General features: G+C 39.4%; 21 protein-coding genes and 1 riboswitch. Of the genes, 14 read left to right on the top strand and 7 right to left on the bottom strand.

The features are described 5' to 3' along the window. Window positions 1–116: 116 nt before the first annotated feature. The 10 genes from murQ (at window position 117) to N178_RS22235 (ending at window position 9,572) form a co-directional block, all read left to right on the top strand. Window positions 117–1,022: an N-acetylmuramic acid 6-phosphate etherase gene (murQ, locus tag N178_RS22280; RefSeq protein WP_045294964.1), complete on the top strand. Its 906-nt coding sequence runs from the start codon at window positions 117–119 to the stop codon at window positions 1,020–1,022. A 12-nt stretch (window positions 1,023–1,034) separates the two neighbouring features. Continuing rightward, window positions 1,035–1,889, top strand: coding sequence for a MurR/RpiR family transcriptional regulator (locus tag N178_RS22275; RefSeq protein ID WP_045294962.1), 855 nt, complete (start codon window positions 1,035–1,037; stop codon window positions 1,887–1,889). A gap of 87 nt (window positions 1,890–1,976) precedes the next feature. Continuing rightward, entirely contained in the window at window positions 1,977–3,338 is a 1,362-nt protein-coding gene (locus tag N178_RS22270; protein ID WP_045294961.1) for a PTS transporter subunit EIIC, read from the top strand. Continuing rightward, the gene (locus tag N178_RS22265) at window positions 3,335–4,345 is read left to right on the top strand and encodes a MupG family TIM beta-alpha barrel fold protein (protein ID WP_045294959.1); all 1,011 of its coding nucleotides are present in this window, start codon (window positions 3,335–3,337) and stop codon (window positions 4,343–4,345) included. The genes N178_RS22270 and N178_RS22265 overlap by 4 nt, the downstream gene beginning before the upstream one ends. A gap of 218 nt (window positions 4,346–4,563) precedes the next feature. Then, a riboswitch (TPP riboswitch) is annotated at window positions 4,564–4,666 on the top strand. Between the two features lie 114 nt (window positions 4,667–4,780). Continuing rightward, window positions 4,781–6,058: an acetylornithine deacetylase gene (locus N178_RS22260; protein ID WP_045294957.1), complete on the top strand. Its 1,278-nt coding sequence runs from the start codon at window positions 4,781–4,783 to the stop codon at window positions 6,056–6,058. Between the two features lie 5 nt (window positions 6,059–6,063). Then, window positions 6,064–6,735: a thiaminase II gene (gene tenA / locus N178_RS22255; protein ID WP_045294955.1), complete on the top strand. Its 672-nt coding sequence runs from the start codon at window positions 6,064–6,066 to the stop codon at window positions 6,733–6,735. Next, window positions 6,728–7,492 (top strand): ABC transporter ATP-binding protein, encoded by a 765-nt coding sequence (locus N178_RS22250; RefSeq protein WP_045294953.1) that lies wholly within the window; start codon window positions 6,728–6,730, stop codon window positions 7,490–7,492. The genes tenA and N178_RS22250 overlap by 8 nt, the downstream gene beginning before the upstream one ends. Continuing rightward, window positions 7,489–8,232, top strand: a complete 744-nt coding sequence (locus N178_RS22245) for an ABC transporter permease (protein WP_028412155.1) — start codon at window positions 7,489–7,491, stop codon at window positions 8,230–8,232. The genes N178_RS22250 and N178_RS22245 overlap by 4 nt, the downstream gene beginning before the upstream one ends. Continuing rightward, on the top strand, window positions 8,229–9,239 hold the full coding sequence (locus N178_RS22240; protein WP_045294951.1) for an ABC transporter substrate-binding protein: 1,011 nt from the start codon (window positions 8,229–8,231) through the stop codon (window positions 9,237–9,239). Before N178_RS22245 ends, N178_RS22240 begins: the two co-directional genes overlap by 4 nt. Window positions 9,240–9,326: 87 nt before the next feature. Next, the gene (locus tag N178_RS22235; protein WP_045294948.1) at window positions 9,327–9,572 is read left to right on the top strand and encodes a ferredoxin; all 246 of its coding nucleotides are present in this window, start codon (window positions 9,327–9,329) and stop codon (window positions 9,570–9,572) included. 133 nt (window positions 9,573–9,705) lie between these two features. Here N178_RS22235 and N178_RS27925 read toward each other — a convergent pair whose 3' ends face one another. The 4 genes from N178_RS27925 to hxlR all read right to left on the bottom strand — a co-directional run bounded on the left by N178_RS27925 (window position 9,706) and on the right by hxlR (window position 11,799). Then, complete coding sequence (locus N178_RS27925) at window positions 9,706–9,840, bottom strand: hypothetical protein (protein ID WP_272946352.1); 135 nt, start codon at window positions 9,838–9,840, stop codon at window positions 9,706–9,708. A gap of 127 nt (window positions 9,841–9,967) precedes the next feature. Beyond that, window positions 9,968–10,525 carry a 6-phospho-3-hexuloisomerase gene (gene hxlB / locus N178_RS22230; protein WP_013055598.1) on the bottom strand — a complete coding sequence of 186 codons (558 nt, stop codon included), beginning with the start codon at window positions 10,523–10,525 and terminating at the stop codon, window positions 9,968–9,970. Between the two features lie 10 nt (window positions 10,526–10,535). Beyond that, complete coding sequence (gene hxlA / locus N178_RS22225) at window positions 10,536–11,165, bottom strand: 3-hexulose-6-phosphate synthase (RefSeq protein WP_045294946.1); 630 nt, start codon at window positions 11,163–11,165, stop codon at window positions 10,536–10,538. Between the two features lie 268 nt (window positions 11,166–11,433). Next, a complete protein-coding gene (gene hxlR, locus N178_RS22220) occupies window positions 11,434–11,799 on the bottom strand; it encodes a transcriptional activator HxlR (protein ID WP_045294945.1) in 366 nt (121 codons plus the stop codon). Between the two features lie 251 nt (window positions 11,800–12,050). Between hxlR and N178_RS22215 the strand changes: the two genes are divergently transcribed. Together N178_RS22215 and N178_RS22210 are read left to right on the top strand one after the other, a co-directional pair. Then, entirely contained in the window at window positions 12,051–12,632 is a 582-nt protein-coding gene (locus N178_RS22215) for a hypothetical protein (protein ID WP_045294943.1), read from the top strand. 16 nt (window positions 12,633–12,648) lie between these two features. Beyond that, window positions 12,649–12,972, top strand: a complete 324-nt coding sequence (locus tag N178_RS22210) for a DUF3243 domain-containing protein (protein ID WP_080890239.1) — start codon at window positions 12,649–12,651, stop codon at window positions 12,970–12,972. A gap of 42 nt (window positions 12,973–13,014) precedes the next feature. On the opposite strand, the gene N178_RS22205 is transcribed toward N178_RS22210, so the two are convergent. Genes N178_RS22205 through N178_RS22195 form a run of 3 tightly spaced genes read right to left on the bottom strand, consistent with a single transcriptional unit; the run spans window position 13,015 to window position 15,413 of the window. Next, on the bottom strand, window positions 13,015–13,200 hold the full coding sequence (locus tag N178_RS22205; RefSeq protein WP_014461400.1) for a FeoB-associated Cys-rich membrane protein: 186 nt from the start codon (window positions 13,198–13,200) through the stop codon (window positions 13,015–13,017). A gap of 15 nt (window positions 13,201–13,215) precedes the next feature. Further along, entirely contained in the window at window positions 13,216–15,186 is a 1,971-nt protein-coding gene (gene feoB, locus N178_RS22200) for a ferrous iron transport protein B (protein ID WP_045294941.1), read from the bottom strand. Beyond that, on the bottom strand, window positions 15,183–15,413 hold the full coding sequence (locus tag N178_RS22195; protein WP_013055605.1) for a FeoA family protein: 231 nt from the start codon (window positions 15,411–15,413) through the stop codon (window positions 15,183–15,185). The genes feoB and N178_RS22195 overlap by 4 nt, the downstream gene beginning before the upstream one ends. Window positions 15,414–15,588: 175 nt before the next feature. Here N178_RS22195 and N178_RS22190 point away from each other — a divergent pair, with 175 nt between their 5' ends. Both N178_RS22190 and N178_RS22185 read left to right on the top strand, forming a co-directional pair. Then, window positions 15,589–16,074, top strand: coding sequence for a GNAT family N-acetyltransferase (locus N178_RS22190; RefSeq protein WP_080890238.1), 486 nt, complete (start codon window positions 15,589–15,591; stop codon window positions 16,072–16,074). A 191-nt stretch (window positions 16,075–16,265) separates the two neighbouring features. After that, complete coding sequence (locus N178_RS22185; RefSeq protein WP_045294939.1) at window positions 16,266–18,683, top strand: YhgE/Pip domain-containing protein; 2,418 nt, start codon at window positions 16,266–16,268, stop codon at window positions 18,681–18,683. Window positions 18,684–18,736 lie beyond the last annotated feature (53 nt).

The following is an 18,736-nucleotide window of genomic DNA, read 5'->3' as shown; positions in this document are numbered from 1 at the left end:
TTTTTTATGTTGTTTTAAAATATAATTTTAAAAAATAAAATAAATTATTGAAATTATATTTTAAACGAATTATAATAACCATAACTTCACTACATGGTGAAAAAGGAGCCGAAAAGATGAATGAACAGCTTACGTTATTAACAACAGAGTCCCAAAACGAGCAGACCATGAAGATAGATACAGCTAGTACAAAAGAAATTTTAAACATAATGAATACAGAAGATCAAAAAGTGGCGCTGGCTGTGCAAGAAGTACTTCCAGACGTAGAGGTAGCAGTTGAGTTTGTAAGCGAATCGTTTCAAAAGGAAGGGCGGCTTATTTATGTCGGAGCAGGAACAAGCGGACGGCTGGGAGTATTGGATGCTGTTGAATGCCCGCCTACTTTCAGTACCAATCCCAATCAGGTACAGGGACTAATGGCTGGAGGAGAAAAAGCATTTGTGAAAGCAGTTGAAGGTGCAGAAGATAAAGAAGAATTGGGAGCAGCAGATTTACAAAAAATACATTTAAATGAACGAGACACAGTCATTGGAATTGCTGCAAGCGGACGTACGCCTTATGTGATTGGTGCATTGAAATATGCAAAATCTGTAAAAGCTAAAACGGTGGCGCTGTCTTGCAATGGTAATTCTCTTATTGGAAAAGCAGCAGATCATAGCATCGAGGTAGTAGTAGGTCCAGAAGTGCTGACAGGTTCCACAAGGTTAAAAGCAGCAAGCGCTCATAAAATGATTCTCAATATGATTTCTACCGCGGCCATGATTAAAGTAGGAAAAGCATATGAAAATTTAATGATAGATGTTCATGTAAGTAATGAAAAGCTTAAGGAACGAGCGATAGGTATTATTTGTAAAATTACAGGTGTTTCCTATGAACAAGCAAGTCGAACACTTGAAGAAGCAAATAATGAGGTGAAAACAGCAGTGGTGATGATCAAAACAAATGAAAATTATGACACCGCGAAGATATTACTGAATGATGCGGACGGTTATGTGAGAAAAGCGATTGACCATTATGTATAAAGGAGAAAAACGATGTCAACAGGTGGATTAACAATGATAAAAAACACGGTGGCTAAGCTTCCTGATTCGGAGCGGAAAATTGCTGAATATATTTTAAACAATCCGCATACTGTGGTAAACAGTACGGCTGGGGAATTAGGTAGACTAGCGAATGCGAGCAGTGCTGCCGTTATTCGTTTGTGCAAATCTATCGGGGTTAGCGGCTTTCAAGAATTAAAAGTAAGAGTAGCCGGTGATTTAGCTAGAGATACAGAACAAGGATACCGGGATATTGAAACAAATGAAACGATTCAATCTATTGTCAAAAAAACGGCAAGCAACAGCATTCAAAGTCTAAGTGATACGGCCGAGCTTGTGAATTATAAAGAAGTAGAGCGGGCTGTTTTCGCGCTGATTGAAGCAAAAAACATTCATTTTTTTGGAATTGGTGCTTCACATATTATTGCGATAGATGCTCAGCAAAAATTTCTTCGAATTAATAAAAATGCTACGGCTTTTGCAGATAGCCATTTAGCAGCTACACTCATCGCAAATGCAAGTAAAGACGATGTAGTCGTGGGTATTTCTTTTTCAGGAGAGACTCCTGAAGTAAGCAACGTCTTATCTTTAGCTAAAAATCGCGGAGTAAAGACGATTAGCTTAACCAAGTACGGACAGTCCACCGTTTCGTCTTTAGCTGATATTTGTTTGTATACGTCTTATTCTCATGAAGCGCCGTTTCGAAGCGCAGCTACATCGTCTCGTTTAGCCCAGCTTTACGTGATTGATGTGTTATTTTTAAGTATTGCAGCGCAGCAGTATGACCAGGCGATTGAGTATATTGACAAAACAAAAGATGCCATTCAGTTTTTGAAAGATAAGAAATAAAAAAAGAAAGCGATTACAAAGGGGATTTTGTGGTCTGTTTCCTCAGTGGCGTATCCATCTAAGAGGAAAATACAAAGGGGGATTAACATGTCTTTAGATAATCATCAATTAGCAAAGGCTGTTTTGGAGATGCTTGGGGGAGCATCCAATATTGAAGCGTATACGCATTGTATGACGCGGCTGCGTGTGACTATAAAAGATGATTCAATTGTGAAAAAGGCAGATATACGAAAACTGGAAGGCGTGCTCGGATTAGTGGAAGAAGAAACGCTGCAAATCATTATTGGTCCGGGCAAAGTGAATAAAGTAACAGAGGAGTTTGGAAAGTTAATTGATGAATCCGGCGGTATTAACTTAGAAAATCGTGCAGCACAGCGGAAATCAGAGCTAAAAGAAAAAAATGCAACTCCGTTTAAGCTCTTGCTTCGCCGAATTGCAAGCATTTTTATTCCGTTGATACCTGCTCTCGTAGCATCTGGACTTATCACCGGAGTAACAAAAGCAGCGGTTCAAGCGAAGTGGCTTCCGGCAGATTCACAGATTGCTATTCTTTTAACTGTTATCGGAAGCGGCTTATTTGCTTACCTTGGTATTTTAGTAGGTATCAATGCTGCAAAAGAATTTGGTGGTTCGCCAGCTCTAGGAGGCTTAGCGGGCATTTTAGTCATTAATCCTGCCGTAGCTGATATTAAACTTTTTGGTGAAGCTCTTTTGCCGGGACGGGGTGGCTTAATAGGAGTGTTGCTTGCAGCAATCTTTATGGCCGTAGTGGAAAAACGAGTGCGTAAATTTGTCCCTCAGTCACTGGATATCATTATTACACCAACCGTTACGGTGTTAATTACAGGAATTATTACGTATGTAGTATTTATGCCAATCGGCGGCTTAATTTCCGATGGAATCACAAAAGGTCTTTTAGGAATTTTAGAGGTTGGAGGAGTTGTAGCAGGCTTTGTTTTAGGAGCAACGTTCTTGCCGCTCGTCATTACAGGACTGCATCAAGGCCTTACTCCTGTTCATTTAGAGCTTATCAATTCAATTGGAGATGATCCGCTTCTTCCTATACTAGCAATGGGTGGAGCCGGTCAGGTCGGTGCAGCTTTTGCTATTTATATCAAAACAAAGAAAAAACGTTTAAAGCGAGCAATTGGAGGTGCACTTCCTTCAGGGCTGCTCGGAATCGGAGAGCCGCTTATTTTTGGAGTCACACTTCCTTTAGGGCGTCCATTCTTAACCGCTTGTCTTGGAGCTGGAATCGGCGGAGCGTTTCAGGCGCACTTCCATATTGCAACTGTAGCAGTGGGAGTATCAGGTTTGCCGCTTACGTTTTTAGTTCATGCGCATCAAATTCTTCTTTATTTACTTGGATTAGTTATTGCTTACGCAGCAGGCTTTATTTGTACCTATTTCTTTGGATTTAACGATGAAATGGCAAGGGAATTTGAATGATTGGTATTTCGTTTTATTTAAATGATAGTGATGCCAAAAAAAGATTAATAAAAGCAAGCGAGTGCGGCGTCACACGCGCATTTACTTCGCTTCACATTCCAGAAGAAAAAGGAGATTTGGCTGAACGGGCAAAAGAATTGCTTCATGTGGCTAGAGATTGTGGAATAAGCGTGTATGCAGACGTATCCAAGCATACGCCGGTTCATTTAGGTATTAAAAGCTTTATGACTCTATCTTCACTTGGCGTATCGGGTATTAGACTAGACGATGGCTTCAGTGTAGAAGAAACTCTTTCACTTGCCAATGAATTTTATATTGCTGTTAATGCCAGTACATTGTTAAAACAAGAAATAGAAGTGCTGTTATCTGCAGGCCTTCATCATCATCAGCTGCTTGCATGGCATAATTTTTATCCGCGACCTGAAACAGGACTTGAAGAAGCGTTTTTTCAACAGCAGACAGATTTATTTAATGAACTTCGTATTCCAGTCTGCGCTTATATTCCGGGAGAAGGCGAAAAAAGAGGCCCTATTTATCAAGGTCTTCCTACTAGAGAAAAAGACCGTAATAAATGTCCTTTTACCTCTGCAGTAGATTTATACGGATGCGGAGTAACGGAGGTTTATATTGGAGATCCATACGCCGCTTCAAGTTTATTAAAGCGTTTAGTTCAATATCAAGAAAAACGCATTATTCCGCTACGCATTCGTTCCCCTCATATTCAGGGAACGTACAGCGTGCGTCTGGATGTATCAAGAGACGTTCTGCGTTTGGTTGATACTCGATCTGTAAAGCCAGTGCCGCCATTTCATACCGTAGAACGCAGAATCGGAGCAATTACAATGGACAATGATGGCTATGGACGTTACAGAGGAGAGGTTCAAATAGCTAAAACCAATTTGCCTGCAAATGCTAATGTTAACGTGATTGGGTATGTGATAGAGGAAGATCATGAGCTGCTTTCATTAGTGAGACCGGGACAAAAACTTGAGCTTATTACTGTCTAAATGGAAAAACGGTGTATTTTTAAAGAAGCCGATAGCTAACTAGTAAGTTTAGTAAAATAAAGAGCACACACTGCTTGAAAAAGGTGTGTGCTCTTTATTTTACTAAAAAGGAAACTATTTCCATCGCTGAATCATGAACCTTTCTATTGAATAAAACGCTTTACTATGATAAAACTATTACAGGTAAACATATAATAATAGATAATCTTATAGAGATACAACACCACTAGGGGTGCTTTCTAAGCTGAGAGAGACGAGAAGTCTTAACCCTTATAACCTGAACTAGGTAATACTAGCGTAGGAAAGAGGTATTGTAATGGATGTTTTGTATGGTATTTCCTTACGAACTCGTTATAATAATTTTTTGTATATAAACAAAAACACTTCTTTCCTGCGAAAGAAGTGTTTTTTTATGCGTAAAGGAAGGTGTCATACATGGAAGAAACAATTGATTTGCTTGTCAAACAGGTAGAGGAGCGCAAAGGGGAGCTAATCCAGTTATTAAAAAAGCTTGTTTCATATAAAACGCCAGCGCCTCCTGCACGAAATTCTCATGAAGCGCAGCTGTATGTAGCGGATTTTCTTAAAAACTGCGGTTTTTCCATCGATATGTGGGACTTATATTCCAACGATCCTATTGTAGTGGGCACATTAAAAGGAAAAAAATCAGCTGACTATCAAAGCCTAATTATTAACGGGCATATGGATGTAGCTGAGGTACAAGAAAATGAAAAATGGGAGACAGATCCGTTTGAAGCTGTCGTGAAAGACAATAAAATCATCGGACGCGGAGTTGCTGATATGAAAGGCGGCTTGGCAGGAGCATTATTTGCCGTTCAGCTTCTAACAGAAGCAGGAATTGAGCTGCCGGGAGACTTGATTTTTGAATCCGTTGTAGGAGAAGAAGTAGGAGAGGCAGGTACGCTGCAATGCTGTCAGAAAGGGTATACAGCTGATTTTGCGCTCGTAGCGGATACAAGTGATTTACATATTCAAGGTCAAGGCGGAGTGATCACGGGATGGATTACCATAAAAAGCAGTAAAACCTATCATGACGGTACACGCCGAAGTATGATTCATGCTGGAGGAGGCCTCTTAGCCGCCAGCGCTATTGAAAAGATGGCAAAAGTGATCGGAGGGCTGCAAGAATTGGAGCGTCACTGGGCTGTTACAAAGAGCTATCCAGGATTTTTGCCAGGTACAAATACGATTAATCCAGCAGTAATCGAAGGCGGAAGACATGCTGCTTTTATTGCAGATGAATGCAGGCTGTGGATCACCGTTCACTATTATCCAAATGAGTCGTACGACCAAGTATCAAAAGAAGTGGAAGAATATATTATAGCTATTGCAAAAGCGGATCCATGGTTAAAAGATAATCTGCCAACCTTTGAATGGGGAGGCACATCGATGATTGAAGACAGAGGAGAGATCTTCCCGTCATTAGAAATTGATGAAAATCATGCAGGAGTACAGCTGCTTGCACATACTCATGAACAAATGGAGGAAAAAAGACCTCCAATTGATGTGTCAACTAGCGTAACAGACGGGGGATGGCTAGCTGATGCTGGAATCCCAGCAGCTATTTACGGTCCGGGAAATTTAGCAAATGCACATGCTGTGAACGAACAATTAGATATTAATCAGCTTGTTCAATATACAAAAGTGATGGTGCAGTTCATTTATACGTGGCTGCATACGCATAAGGAGTGATCATCATGAAATTTAGTGAACGACTATACGAAAAGCTGCAGCCTATTTGGCGTCAAAATCATAATCATCCCTTCGTACAGGGAATGGGAGACGGAACGCTTGAAAAGGAGAAGTTTCGCTTTTACATGATTCAAGATTACCTTTACCTAATTGATTATGCCAAATTATTTGCAATTGGAGCCATGAAAGCTACCGATCTTCAAACGATGGGGAAATTTGCTGCGCTTTTAGATTCTACGTTAAATGAAGAAATGAGTTTGCACCGTGAGTATGCCAAGAAATTTCAAATCAGCGAAAAAGAATTAGAAAAAGCGCAGCCATCTCCTACAACGCTTGCATACACACACTATATGCTGCACGTTGGTCAAAGCGGAACATTAGCTGAATTAGTGGCGGCTCTTTTGCCTTGTATGTGGAGCTACTGGGAAATAGGAAAAGAGCTCAGTGAAAAGCCTGGTGCTGAAAATGAGTTTTATCGAGAGTGGATTGAAATGTACAGCTCAGAAGAATTTGGGGAACTAGCGACATGGTGCATTAATTTATTCGACTCACTTACTGAAGACAAATCAGAAGCGGAATTAGAAAAGCTTGAAGAAATTTTCTTAAATACGACGCGTTTTGAGTATATGTTTTGGGATATGGCTTATAACGAAGCGATGTGGCCAATTCATGAATAAGTCTGTGTTATCTTTTCAAAACGTCAGTTTTACGTACAAAAACGGCGATCAAGCGATTTTAAAATCATTAAACTTAGACGTGAAAGATGGAGAGTTTGTCAGTATCGTTGGAGCGAGCGGATCTGGAAAAAGTACGTTGTTTCGCCTTATTACAGGCCTTGAACAGCAGAGTGAAGGCGATATCGTGATTAACGGACAGTCTTATGAAAAGCGACTAGGAAAAGTAGGCTACATGCCGCAGCAAGATTTACTTCTTCCGTGGCGCACGATTCTAGACAATGCAGCGCTGCCGCTTGAGCTTCACAATGTGCCCAAAGCAAGTGCTCATAGGCAAGTGTCTCAGCTGCTTGAAGAGTTTGGCCTAAAAGGGTATGAAAACCGTTTTCCAAGTGATTTATCGGGAGGGATGAAACAGCGCGTTTCTTTTCTTCGGACGGTATTAAGCGGTTCTAACGTGCTGCTTTTAGATGAGCCTTTTAGTGCACTTGATGCCATTACGCGTTTGTCGATGCAGGAATGGCTGCTTGAACAATGGCAAAAGCGTAAACATAGCATCTTATTTATCACTCATGACGTCAACGAAGCACTTTTTCTGTCAGATCGTATTTTTATCTTTTCAGACAAGCCGGTAAGTCATCTTGAAGAGATTCAAGTGCCGCTTAGCAGACCTCGAACGCAAAAAGATTTGAATCAACAGCGAGTGCTTGATGTGAAAGATTATTTAATTGAACAGCTAAGATCGAAGGTGAACACATGAAAAAGTACGGGGCTTCAGTGATTTTAGTAGTCATTTTGCTGGCTGCTTGGGAAATTGGAGCACGCATTGTAAACTATCCGTTTATTTTACCAACGCCCAGCGGTATTTTAACGAAGCTTTGGGAACTGCGAATGGATTTATTGTTTAAGCATTTACCAGCTACGCTATCTATTGTCGTAATTGGGCTGGTAATATCCGTTGTGCTAGGGGTTCTGCTCGCTGTATGGATGAATTGGAGCCCGCTTATTGAGCGTGCTTTTTATCCGCTTATTATTGCGTCACAAATGATTCCGACCATCGCCATTGCTCCTGTATTTGTGCTGTGGTTTGGCTATTCCATTTGGAGCAAAGTGATTGTGACCGTATTAATTACGTTTTTTCCCATTACCGTTAGCACATTTGACGGGCTTCGTTCCACAAACAAAGAGTTAAAAGAACTCATGTTAACGATGGGAGCAACAAAAAAAGATATTTTCTTTAAGTTGAACATTCCTTCTGCACTGCCTCATTTTTATTCAGGGCTCAAAGTAGCGGTTACCTTTAGTATAATAGGTGCTGCCATTGGGGAATGGTTAGGTGCGCAAGCAGGATTAGGATATTTCAGCCGTCGCATGATGACACAGTTTGATGCAGCTGGTGTATTTGCACCAATTGTGATTTTATCCGCGCTTGGTATTTTATTCTTTATTATTGTAGTAGGTTTCGAAAAACGTTCATTAAAGTGGAGGAAAACAGAATGAAAAAATGGTTTGTAATTGGCTTAAGCCTGCTGCTTGTTTTGATGCTAGCTGCTTGCGGTCAGAACAAGGAAAATAAAGCTGGAGACAGTAAAAAATTAAAAGACGTTACAATTATGCTTGATTGGTATCCAAATGCAGTGCACAGCTTCATTTACGCTGCACAAGAAAAAGGATATTTCAAAAAAGAAGGACTGAATGTAAAAGTACAGTTTCCTGCTAATCCAACAGACTCGCTTAATTTAGCAGCTGCAGGGAAAGTCACGCTCGGCCTTTACTATCAGCCTGATGTAGCAATGGCACGAGCAAATGAAGATGTGCCGGTAAAGTCGGTAGGGGCGATTGTAAGATCTCCGCTAAACCGAGTTGTGGCATTGAAAGATAGCGGTATTAAGCGTCCTAAAGATTTAGAAGGAAAAGTAGTAGGCTACAGCGGAACACCATTAAGTGAATCTGTTCTAAAGAAAATGGTAAAAAGCGATGGAGGAGATCCGAATAAAGTAAAACTAGTAGACGTAGGGTTTGAGTTAAATTCATCGCTGATTAGCAAAAAAGTAGATGCTGTAATAGGTGCGTATATTAACCACGAAGTACCATTACTTCATAAAAAAGGATACAAAACGGTTGATATTGATCCTTCAGATTACGGCGTGCCATCTTACTACGAGCTGGTGGCCGTTACAGGGGATCAAACATGGGCAAAAGATTCTGATACGATTAAAGCGTTTTGGCGTGCTGCGGCAAAAGGGTATGAGTACACAGAGAAGCATCCAAAGGAATCACTTCAAATTTTGTTAGATAATCAAGATAAATCAAACTTCCCGCTTGAAAAAGATGTGGAAACAAAAAGTTTGAATATCTTACTTCCAAAAATGAAATCTGAACAAGGATTTGGCAGTCAAACGAAAGAATCATGGCAGTCAAATGTGGACTGGTTAAAAGAGTCAGGATTAATTAAGAAAAAGCCAAATGTAGATGAAATGTTTGAGAATATCGGAGAATCCAAGTAAAATAATTTAAGACAAATTTAAAAGAACCTTCTTATACTGAACGTAACTTTCTGAACGAGAAAGTGAAAAGGTAAAGGAGGTTTTTTTATGGCTTTTACGATGGTAGATAAGGAAACATGTATTGCTTGCGGAGCATGTGGAGGGAGCGCACCAGATCTTTATGATTATGATTCAGAAGGTCTTGCTTATGCCGTGTTAGATAACAACGAAGGAACAAAGGAAGTTCCTGAAGATCAGCAAGATGAGATGATGGAAGCGTACGAAGGATGCCCAACAGAATCGATTAAAGTTGCAGAACAGCCGTTTTATGGAGATGCAGCAAAATTCGAATAGGATTTTTAAAAAGAGTTAACGATAAAGTACATTTAGTTATATAGAAAATTCCAAAACAAGAAGAGGGTTGAGACATAATCAAATGAATTTAGCTTAAAGACGAACAAATGGGATACATGAGCTGAACCGCTTATTACACCGCAGTTGATCTCCGTGCAAGGCTTCGCTTTCCGCGGGCGGCCGCTGAGCCTCCTCGTCGCTTGCGCTCCTGTGGGGTCTCATCTGTTCCGCTTTTCCCGCAGGAGTCTTCACCTTGCCCTCCAATCAACTGCTAGAAGAAACGAAATAGATGAAACTATATTCAACATAACAAAAAAAAACGAACCACCAATCAAACATTTTGATTAATGGTTCGTTTTTTCACTTAAGCTAAAAACCTTTTCTTAGCCTCTTTTTTATTCTAAATTTGCATGCTTTCCGTACATCGTATGAGTATCAAGTTCTTTCTTCTCCATGAAGCGAAGAATCAGCGCATCGTAAAAAAGAAGAAGCGTTTGTTCAAACAGTGACGCCATAGGCTGTACAGTTTGATAACTGCTTTGTTCTTGATCCTTCGGAGCACCGGGCAGCTTCACGATAAAGTCAGCCAGCTTGCCAAGGGTGGAATCGGGGGAAATCGTGACTACTCCAACTTTTCCTCCAAGTTCTTTTGCTTTTTGAGCGATGGGAATCAAGCTCTTCGTCTCGCCAGAACCTGATCCGATGATTAATAAATCATCCTGCGTGAAAGTGGAAGTCACGGTTTCTCCAATGACATAAGCATCAATGCCCATATGCATCATACGCATAGCAAACGACTTGCCCATAAGACCTGAACGGCCTGCTCCTGTAACAAACACTTTTTTAGATGAAATGATGCCATTTACAAGCTGTTCAGCTTCATCGTCAGCGATTAGAGCTGTTGTTTGTAAAAGCTCATTCATAACCGTTTTTAAATGTTCGCTCGTCTGCATAGAAAGCTCCTTAATTTGTAATAAGCTCTTTCATTTGAGAAGCAACTGATTTTTTGTCGTCATGGCTCGTGATGCCTCCGCCAACGATAACAAGATCAGGCTGTGCTTTTACTACTTCAGGTAAAGACTCTAATTTAATGCCGCCAGCAACGGCAGTTTTTGCATTTTTTACAACGCTTTTGATTGTTACTAAATCTTCAAAAGAGTTTTGACCAACAGCTTGAAGGTCGTATCCTGTGTGTACACAGATATAGTCAACACCAAATTCGTCTAGCTCTTTTGCGCGTCCTTTAATATCTTTTACCCCAATCATATCGACTAGAATTTTTTTACCTTGTTTTTTTGCTTCTTCAACTGCACCTTTAATTGACATATCTTCCGCCACACCTAAGATGGTAATAATGTCTGCTCCGGCTTGAGAAGCTTGCTGTACTTCATAACCAGCTGCATCCATGATTTTTAGGTCAGCTAATACTTTTAAATTAGGAAATGCTTCTTTAATTTCTTTAACGGCCCGAAGCCCTTCATTGATTACAACAGGTGTACCGATTTCCACGATATCAATATGTTCTTCAACTTCTTTTACTACCTCTTTTGCTTGAGAAATATTAACAAGATCTAATGCTAATTGTAATTCCATTCTACTCCACTCCTTACAGAAATCTATAGATACCTTTTGTGCTTTTGTACATAAAAAGCAGCTGGTGTAGTTATTGTACCCGCAGTTTGAGGTTCTTAAAAGTACGCACTTTTCCCACAAATAGTGTGGGGAATGATAGTATACAGAAGTATACTAATGGACATATCAGTCTTGTAACCGCTTAATTTTCATTAAAAATGCGGATGATATGGAGTAATATCATCCGCATAAAAAAATAAAGACTATGGAATAGAAGGAGTAGTTTCCATCATTTAATTAACGTTTCTGCCTTTTGTTCTTGATTGATCAGCACAGTATCACGGTAATTTTTACCCCAATCATACATAGCTGTCAAAATAGGCATTAAACTTTCTCCTTCTTTCGTAAGTGAGTATTCGACTTTAGGTGGTACGACAGGATAAACTTTACGATTAACAATCAGATCTTCTTCCAGTTCCCGCAGCTGATTAACCAGCATGCGCGGCGTAATATCAGGAATAAGGGATTTTAGTTCTCCAAACCGTTTAGTTCCCTCACGTCCTAAATGCCATAGTATCAGCATCTTCCATTTCCCGCCGATAATAGCAAGTGTTAATTCTTTCTCACAGTTAAATTCCTTATCAAGCTGGCTCAATTGCTTCACCCCTATAACCAATAGTATAAGATTTCTTTTAAAGTACTTCTTATTATACCGGTGCTGACAATCCTTTTACAAAAATCCGGCTTGCGCTTTTCCATTCAAAAGGGGGAGTTTTTTTACTATATAGTTATTCTTGACTAGTGCGAGCTAAAAGGTGGTCTTTAGTCATGTTTTTTGTGTTCAATTGTTTAAATATAAAAAAAGTGGGAAATCACTCAATAACAATGCTAAAGGAGGCAGTAAAAATGGAAAGAAGTCGATCTGAATTACAAAACCCTGCTGTAAGCAACAGCGCAGGCATTAACAACGATATAGGAATTAATAACAATCCACAGACAGCTAATAGCCCTACTGCTGTTAGCACGGGAAAAAGCTGCAGCAGCAAGCTGGTAAAAGGTGTTGTTGTCGGAGCAGTTGTGGGTGGGTGTATAACACTACTTGATAATAAAACTCGCTCGTCTGTTAAAAGAAGAGCCGTTACGTTAAAGGACTCTTCTGCAAATATGATTAATCAAGTAAAAGAAAACCCTCAAGAAACAAAAGAAAAAATGGTGCAGCAAATGAAAAACGCATCAAATTTGCTAAAAGACGCAATTAATGACGCTAAACATTTGTACGAGCGTGTAAACGAAGATTTCTTTAAGCAAGCAGAAGATGTGAAAAGCGTTACGCATGATGCAAAATCGACGGTAGAAGATGCTAAAAGTGATTTACAGCAAATTGGTGAAAAAGTGAAAGATGCAACTTCTGAAATAAGTAAGGAAAAGATGACGCCAGACGAAAAACCAGAAGCTGAGCGTGAAAGAACATACCAGTCTATTCACTAAAAAGGAGATGTTAACTGTGAGTCAAATGAATGAAGGAACTACAAAAGACATGAATAAAATTGAAGAAACGGCAGATAATTTAGGAACGGAGAAAAAAGAAGCAATTTTGCAGAACTTTGATACGTTTACTGATTATTTAAGTCAAAAAGTCCATGTCGGTAAAAAGCTCGGGTTAAATGAGGAACAATTAACGGCCGCTACAAAAAAAGTGGCTAGCTATTTAGCCAAAAATGAGGAACCTCGAAACCGAGAAGAAAAAGTCCTTCATGAGTTATGGAAAGTCAGCAGTGAAGAGGAAAAAGAAGTTCTTTCTCATCTCATTTTAAAACTAGTTGCGTAACATTAAAAAAGCATCCCGCTATCAGGATGCTTTTTTAATGTATTAAGACGATTGATTTTGAGCTTCTTGAATTGTTTTATCCCAATCAATACCGCAATCATCCGTCGTGCAAGAAGATTGCTGTCCGCAGCTTGCGCATTTTCCCTGAGTGCTCTTGCGGAAGAATTTTGTCATATGATAAAGGGCATACCCAAATATTAAAACCCCAATTAAAATATTAATAATCAATGTTAGTCACTCCTTTTAAGAAAACCCAAGTATTTTTCCAACCGTGTGTACAAGCAAAGCTACGAGATAAGCGACAACTAAAGGATAGGCCACAGCAAATGCCGTCCATTTCAATGAGCCGGTTTCTCGTCGAATAACAGCGACGGTTGCTAGACACGGAACGTAAAGAAGAACAAACACCATAAACGTATAGGCTGTTAGCGGTGTAAAGAACGTCTTCATTGTGTCTCCAAGCTGTCCTTCCTGTACTTTATAAATGATGCTCATAGTCGAAACAACTACTTCTTTAGCTAGGAAGCCTGTGATCAGTGATGCTACAGCCTGCCATGTCGCAAAGCCTAATGGAATAAATAGTGGAGCAATAGCGCCTCCAATAATAGCCATAAAGCTATTTTCCATAGCTACTCCAAAACCGCCAGGGCCAGCATAAGATGATAGCCAGATAAATACAGAGCCAGCTAAAATAACTGTACCTGCTTTTCGGACAAAGTTTCTGCCTTTTTCCCACGTGCTTCTCCAAAGAGTTTTGGCTTGAGGTACGCGGTAAGGAGGAAGTTCAACAATAAAAGTTGATTGTTCGTCTTTAAGAAGCGTTACTGATAAAATTTTCGTTACAACAAGTGCTAAAATGATGCCAAGCAAGTACATAGAAAACACCACAGCTGCTCCGTTTTGTACAAAAAATGCACCTACAAACAAAGCGTATACAGGAAGACGTGCTGAGCAGCTCATAAATGGATTTACTAAAATGGTCATAAGGCGTTCTTTTCGCTGTTCAATTGTACGTGCGGCCATGATCCCCGGTACGTTACATCCAAAGCTAATAATCATCGGGATGAATGCTTTACCGTTCAAACCGAAAAATTCCATGATACGATCCATTACTACAGCAATTCGAGCCATGTATCCTGAATCTTCAAGCAGTGAAATGAAAAAGAACAGAACAAAAATTTGTGGTACAAATACTAATACGCCGCCTACGCCTGCGATGATGCCATCCACAATTAAATCATGAATAAATGGAGCAGCACCAGCTGCATTTAGAAGAGAATCAGCGCCTTTACTAAGCGTTCCGCCAAAAAAACCGTCCAGTTTATCAGAAAGAGGAATGCCAATCCAAGTAAACGTAATATTAAAAATCAAGTACATTAAGCCAAGAAAAATAGGGAGGCCGAGCCACTTATGCGTCACAATTCGATCGATTCGATCTGTGAAGGTTAGAGGCGTTTCGCTGCCCTTTACGATACACTCGCTGGAAATGCGCTCAATAAATGCTGTACGCACGTCGAAGAAATGCTCGCTAAGCGGCTTGTTTAATTTTTGTGCAGCTGCTTTTCGAAGCTCAAGCAGCTCTGAGTAACTGGTTTTTCCTTTTAATGTTGATTCGATTACGCTATTTTCAGCTAAGAATTGAATGGCAATCCATCTGCTGACATCCGCCTTTGTTTGAATCATATGAATTGCTTGTTCAGCGGTTTCCCCATAATTTAATTGAAATAACGGGGCTTTTAAATCTTGCTTCAAAGTGGAGAGAAGCTCATTAATTCCTTTTCCATTGCGGGCAATAATTGCAGAAACCGGAATATGTAATGATTTGCTAAGTTTCTCCAAATTAAAAGTCAATCCGCGTTTTTCTGCTACATCAATCATATTTAAGCCGATTACTAATGGCTTTCCATATTCCAATGCTTGAATAGTAAGATGCATGCTTCTTTCAAACTGAGAAGCGTCTACGATATTCAGCATGCTGTTAAATTCTCCGGTTAACAAAAAGTTAGTTACCACTGCTTCATCTGAAGAAAGAGGAGTGAAGTCATACACACCCGGCAAATCAACCAGCTGGCTGTTTTGCTTTTTAATAGACCCAACTTTCTTTTCAACCGTTACACCGCTCCAGTTTCCTACGTATTCATAGGAATCTGTTAATATATTGAATAAAGAAGTTTTTCCTGTGTTTGGATTTCCTAAAAGTGCAATTGTACTCATGCTGTCTCAACCTCAATTTTAGCCGCATCTCGTTTTCGGATGCTAATCATTTGACCTTGGCATTCAATAATACAAGGTCCCCCTAAAATGGTTTTTTGTTTCATGCATAGTTCGCAGCCCTTTTTTACTCCAAAAGAAAGAAGGCGGCGTTCTAATGATCTATCTAAAAATTCAATGTTTTTAACTTTTACTTTGTCGCCAATACTCACGGTAGTTAAATTCATCATTCAGCACTCCTGTTAATGATAATCATTTTCAATTTGTATCTATCTCGATTATACATAAGGTTCTAAAATCAATCAATGCTTCTAGAGCGTTACAATTAAAAATATATATTTATAACTATATTTTTTAGGTGAAATTATGTACGATTTTAGCAGCAAATTGTCAGGAGGGATGTGAGTGGAGGTAATCATTCGCAAAATGAGAAAAGAAGATATTACGTCTGTTCAATACGTCGCAAAGATGAGCTGGTATGATACATATGAAGGAATTATTCCTAGAAGCGTTCAGAATCGGTTTCTTTCAGAAGCATACTCCAATGAAAGGCTGCTGTGGCGCTTGCGCAATTCGTTCATTTATGTAGCAACTATTGATGAGAAAATCGTAGGATATGCTAACTTTTTCCGACTACAAAACAGAGGGGAAATAGAACTAGGGTCTATCTATATACTTCCTGCTTATCAAGGGAAAGGAATCGGTTCGCAATTGTTAGAAAAAGGAATGAAGCGGTCGAAGGAATTAAAAATCGTTTACATTAACGTAGAAAGGGAAAACGGAATAGGCCGTGCATTTTATCAATCAAAAGGTTTCCAGCTTGTGGATGAATTTGATGATGAATTTGACGGGCATTTATTAAGAACGATGCGAATGAAGCTCATGATTTAAGCCTGATATTTAGTGTGAACGTTGTCTTAAAAAGCTGATTTTAAACTTTCTGCTAAAATCAGCTTTTAATTACAGAATAACGATTGACCTTATTCTTGTGAATATGGTAACATTAATCAGAACTTAATGACCGAAAATGTTTTTCGGTCAAACAGTCAGGCGGAAGTAAGGATTATTGGAGGCTAGAAAACATGAATATGATTAAAGGAGAATGGAAAAAAATCTTTTCCAAACCAATGACTATTGTTGTGATTTGCGGATTGTTATTTGTTCCATTACTTTATAATGTCATCTTTTTATCTGCTTACTGGGATCCATATGGAAAAACAGATCAAATTCCAGTTGCAGTGGTAAATGAAGATAAAGGTGCTACGTTAGATGGAAAGAAATTGAATGTCGGTCGTGATTTTGTTGATGATTTAAAGAAAAACGATAAATTTGACTGGAAATTTACCAACAAAGAAAAAGCGTTAGAAGGCTTAAAAAATGAGGACTACTATTTAGTTTTAGAAATTCCAAAGAATTTCTCTAAAAATGCAACAACATTAATGGATAAAGATCCTAAAAAAATGAAATTTATCTATCATACAAATGCGGGAAAGAACTATTCAGGCGCTCAAATTAGCTCAAACGCAGTAGCTAAAATCAATGATCAAATTAAAGAAGCGGTCACAAAGCAGTATGCTGAAACGGTATTTGACAGCTTTAAGCAAGTAGCCGACGGTCTTCAAAAAGCAAGTGACGGTGCAGGTGAGCTAGAAGATGGCTCGAAAACGTTAAAAGATAATATGAAGAAACTAGCAGACAGCACGGTTACGTTTGAAGACGGTACAGCTAAATTGGCAAATGGATTAGCAGATGCACGAAAAGGCGCAACAGATTTAAATGCTGGTACGGCCAAGCTACTAAACGGTGCGGACACAATTAATGAAAACTTAGGCAGCTTAAACAGCGGTTTAGGGAAGTTAGAGAATGGAAGCGGGCAACTGTACGCGGCTTCTAAAGAACTTGAAACAGGTGCAGGAAAGCTTAGCACTGGATTAGGAAAACTACAAGATGGAACAGAAAAACTGCAAGGTGGGACTAAAAAACTCCAAGATGCTACAAAGCAACTTAATGAAGGAACAAAGACACTTCAAGGAAAATTACCGCAGTTTACAAGCGGCTTAAATCAAGTGGACGCTGAAGTGAGCAGCGTTACGCAGCAAATTAATCAAGCGGAACAAGAAATTACGCAGATTAAACAGCAGGTTGATTCAAAAAAAGCAGAGTTTGAAAAGCAGCAGCAAGCTCTCATTGACAGCATTAACAGCAATGAGTCCATTCCTGACGAGCAAAAACAAACGCTGATTGCAGGAATTAAAAAACTCACGTCTCAGCAGTTTATGGATGAACAGCAGCAAAAAGCAGAGCAGTTAAAAGCAAAAGTAGATAAAGTGCAAGAGTTATCAGCCGCGCTTCAAAAGCTGTCTAAAGGCGGAGAAGATATTCAAAGCGCTATTAATAAAATTGCTGACGGACAAAGTCAGCTGTACAATGGCCAAACTCAGTTATACAACGCCCAAACTCAGTTATACAATGGTCAAACTCAATTATACGACGGTGCTGTTAAACTAGCAGACGGAGAAAAGCAGTTCAACAGCAAATTTGCAGAGTTCAATAGCGGTATTGCTAATGCTCATACGGGAGCTGGAAAGCTTGCTGACGGTCAGCAGCAGCTGGTGGATGGACTTAAAAAGTCTGAACAAGGAAGCGCAGCGCTAGCAAATGGTTTAACGCAGCTCGAAAACGGGGCAACTAAACTAGCAAATGGATCTAAAGAGTTAACGAATGGTTCGTCAAAATTATATGATGGTTCATCTAAATTATCAGATGGAACAAGCGAACTTCATTCATCTTTAGCAGATGGTGCAAAAGATGCAAAAGATGTTAAAGCGGATGATAAAACATACAGCATGTTTTCAAATCCAACGGATTTAAAATCAGATAAACAAAACAATGTAGATAAGTACGGTGTCGGATTGGCTCCATATATCTTATGTATTGGTTTGTTTGCAGGAACGTTAATGTTCTCATCTGTTTATCCATTAAAAGAACCGTCTATTCGACCAACTTCAGGTATTTCATGGTTCTTGAGTAAGTTTAGTGTCATCACGATCGTAGGTATATTACAGGCAGCAATTGCCGTTACGGCTCTTTTATGGGGCTTACATTTAAACGTAACAAGCATTTGGCACTTCTATATCTTTACGATGATTACAGGTGTAACGTTCTTTGCGCTGATTTTGTTCTTAACAACAGCGTTAGGAAAAGTAGGACAGTATTTAGCGTTTATTATTTTGTTGCTTCAAATTGGCGGCAGTGCAGGTACATTCCCTAAAGCACTTGTGCCGGAATTCTTCCAGGCAATCAATCCATACTTGCCTATGACTTATGCAATTCGCGGCTTCCGTGAAATTATTTCAATTGGTGATGATTTTGGCTATGTATGGCATCAAGCCGGCATACTTGGAATCTTTGCAGCGATCTTCACTGTTCTTTCATTGATAATGTTTTATATCAGCACAAGAAAAGAACAGCACTATACAGAAGAAGAGTCAGCAGCATAATTTAATTAAATAGAAAAAGAGAGTTCCAGTTTAAAAAGGAACTCTCTTTTTCT

This window comes from Priestia aryabhattai B8W22, assembly GCF_000956595.1.
Classification (GTDB): Bacteria; Bacillota; Bacilli; order Bacillales; family Bacillaceae_H; genus Priestia; species Priestia aryabhattai.
The sequence above is the reverse complement of the archived record's forward strand: the minus strand, read 5'-3'. Positions and strand labels throughout refer to the sequence as shown.

Bases quoted from the DNA above. Each gene is read 5' to 3' on its own strand.
- murQ (WP_045294964.1), top strand. From the start codon at position 117: ATGAATGAACAGCTTACGTTATTAACAACAGAGTCCCAAAACGAGCAG.
- N178_RS22275 (WP_045294962.1), top strand. From the start codon at position 1,035: ATGTCAACAGGTGGATTAACAATGATAAAAAACACGGTGGCTAAGCTT.
- N178_RS22270 (WP_045294961.1), top strand. From the start codon at position 1,977: ATGTCTTTAGATAATCATCAATTAGCAAAGGCTGTTTTGGAGATGCTT.
- N178_RS22265 (WP_045294959.1), top strand. From the start codon at position 3,335: ATGATTGGTATTTCGTTTTATTTAAATGATAGTGATGCCAAAAAAAGA.
- N178_RS22260 (WP_045294957.1), top strand. From the start codon at position 4,781: ATGGAAGAAACAATTGATTTGCTTGTCAAACAGGTAGAGGAGCGCAAA.
- tenA (WP_045294955.1), top strand. From the start codon at position 6,064: ATGAAATTTAGTGAACGACTATACGAAAAGCTGCAGCCTATTTGGCGT.
- N178_RS22250 (WP_045294953.1), top strand. From the start codon at position 6,728: ATGAATAAGTCTGTGTTATCTTTTCAAAACGTCAGTTTTACGTACAAA.
- N178_RS22245 (WP_028412155.1), top strand. From the start codon at position 7,489: ATGAAAAAGTACGGGGCTTCAGTGATTTTAGTAGTCATTTTGCTGGCT.
- N178_RS22240 (WP_045294951.1), top strand. From the start codon at position 8,229: ATGAAAAAATGGTTTGTAATTGGCTTAAGCCTGCTGCTTGTTTTGATG.
- N178_RS22235 (WP_045294948.1), top strand. From the start codon at position 9,327: ATGGCTTTTACGATGGTAGATAAGGAAACATGTATTGCTTGCGGAGCA.
- hxlB (WP_013055598.1), bottom strand. From the start codon at position 10,525: ATGCAGACGAGCGAACATTTAAAAACGGTTATGAATGAGCTTTTACAA.
- hxlA (WP_045294946.1), bottom strand. From the start codon at position 11,165: ATGGAATTACAATTAGCATTAGATCTTGTTAATATTTCTCAAGCAAAA.
- N178_RS22215 (WP_045294943.1), top strand. From the start codon at position 12,051: ATGGAAAGAAGTCGATCTGAATTACAAAACCCTGCTGTAAGCAACAGC.
- feoB (WP_045294941.1), bottom strand. From the start codon at position 15,186: ATGAGTACAATTGCACTTTTAGGAAATCCAAACACAGGAAAAACTTCT.
- N178_RS22195 (WP_013055605.1), bottom strand. From the start codon at position 15,413: ATGATGAATTTAACTACCGTGAGTATTGGCGACAAAGTAAAAGTTAAA.
- N178_RS22185 (WP_045294939.1), top strand. From the start codon at position 16,266: ATGAATATGATTAAAGGAGAATGGAAAAAAATCTTTTCCAAACCAATG.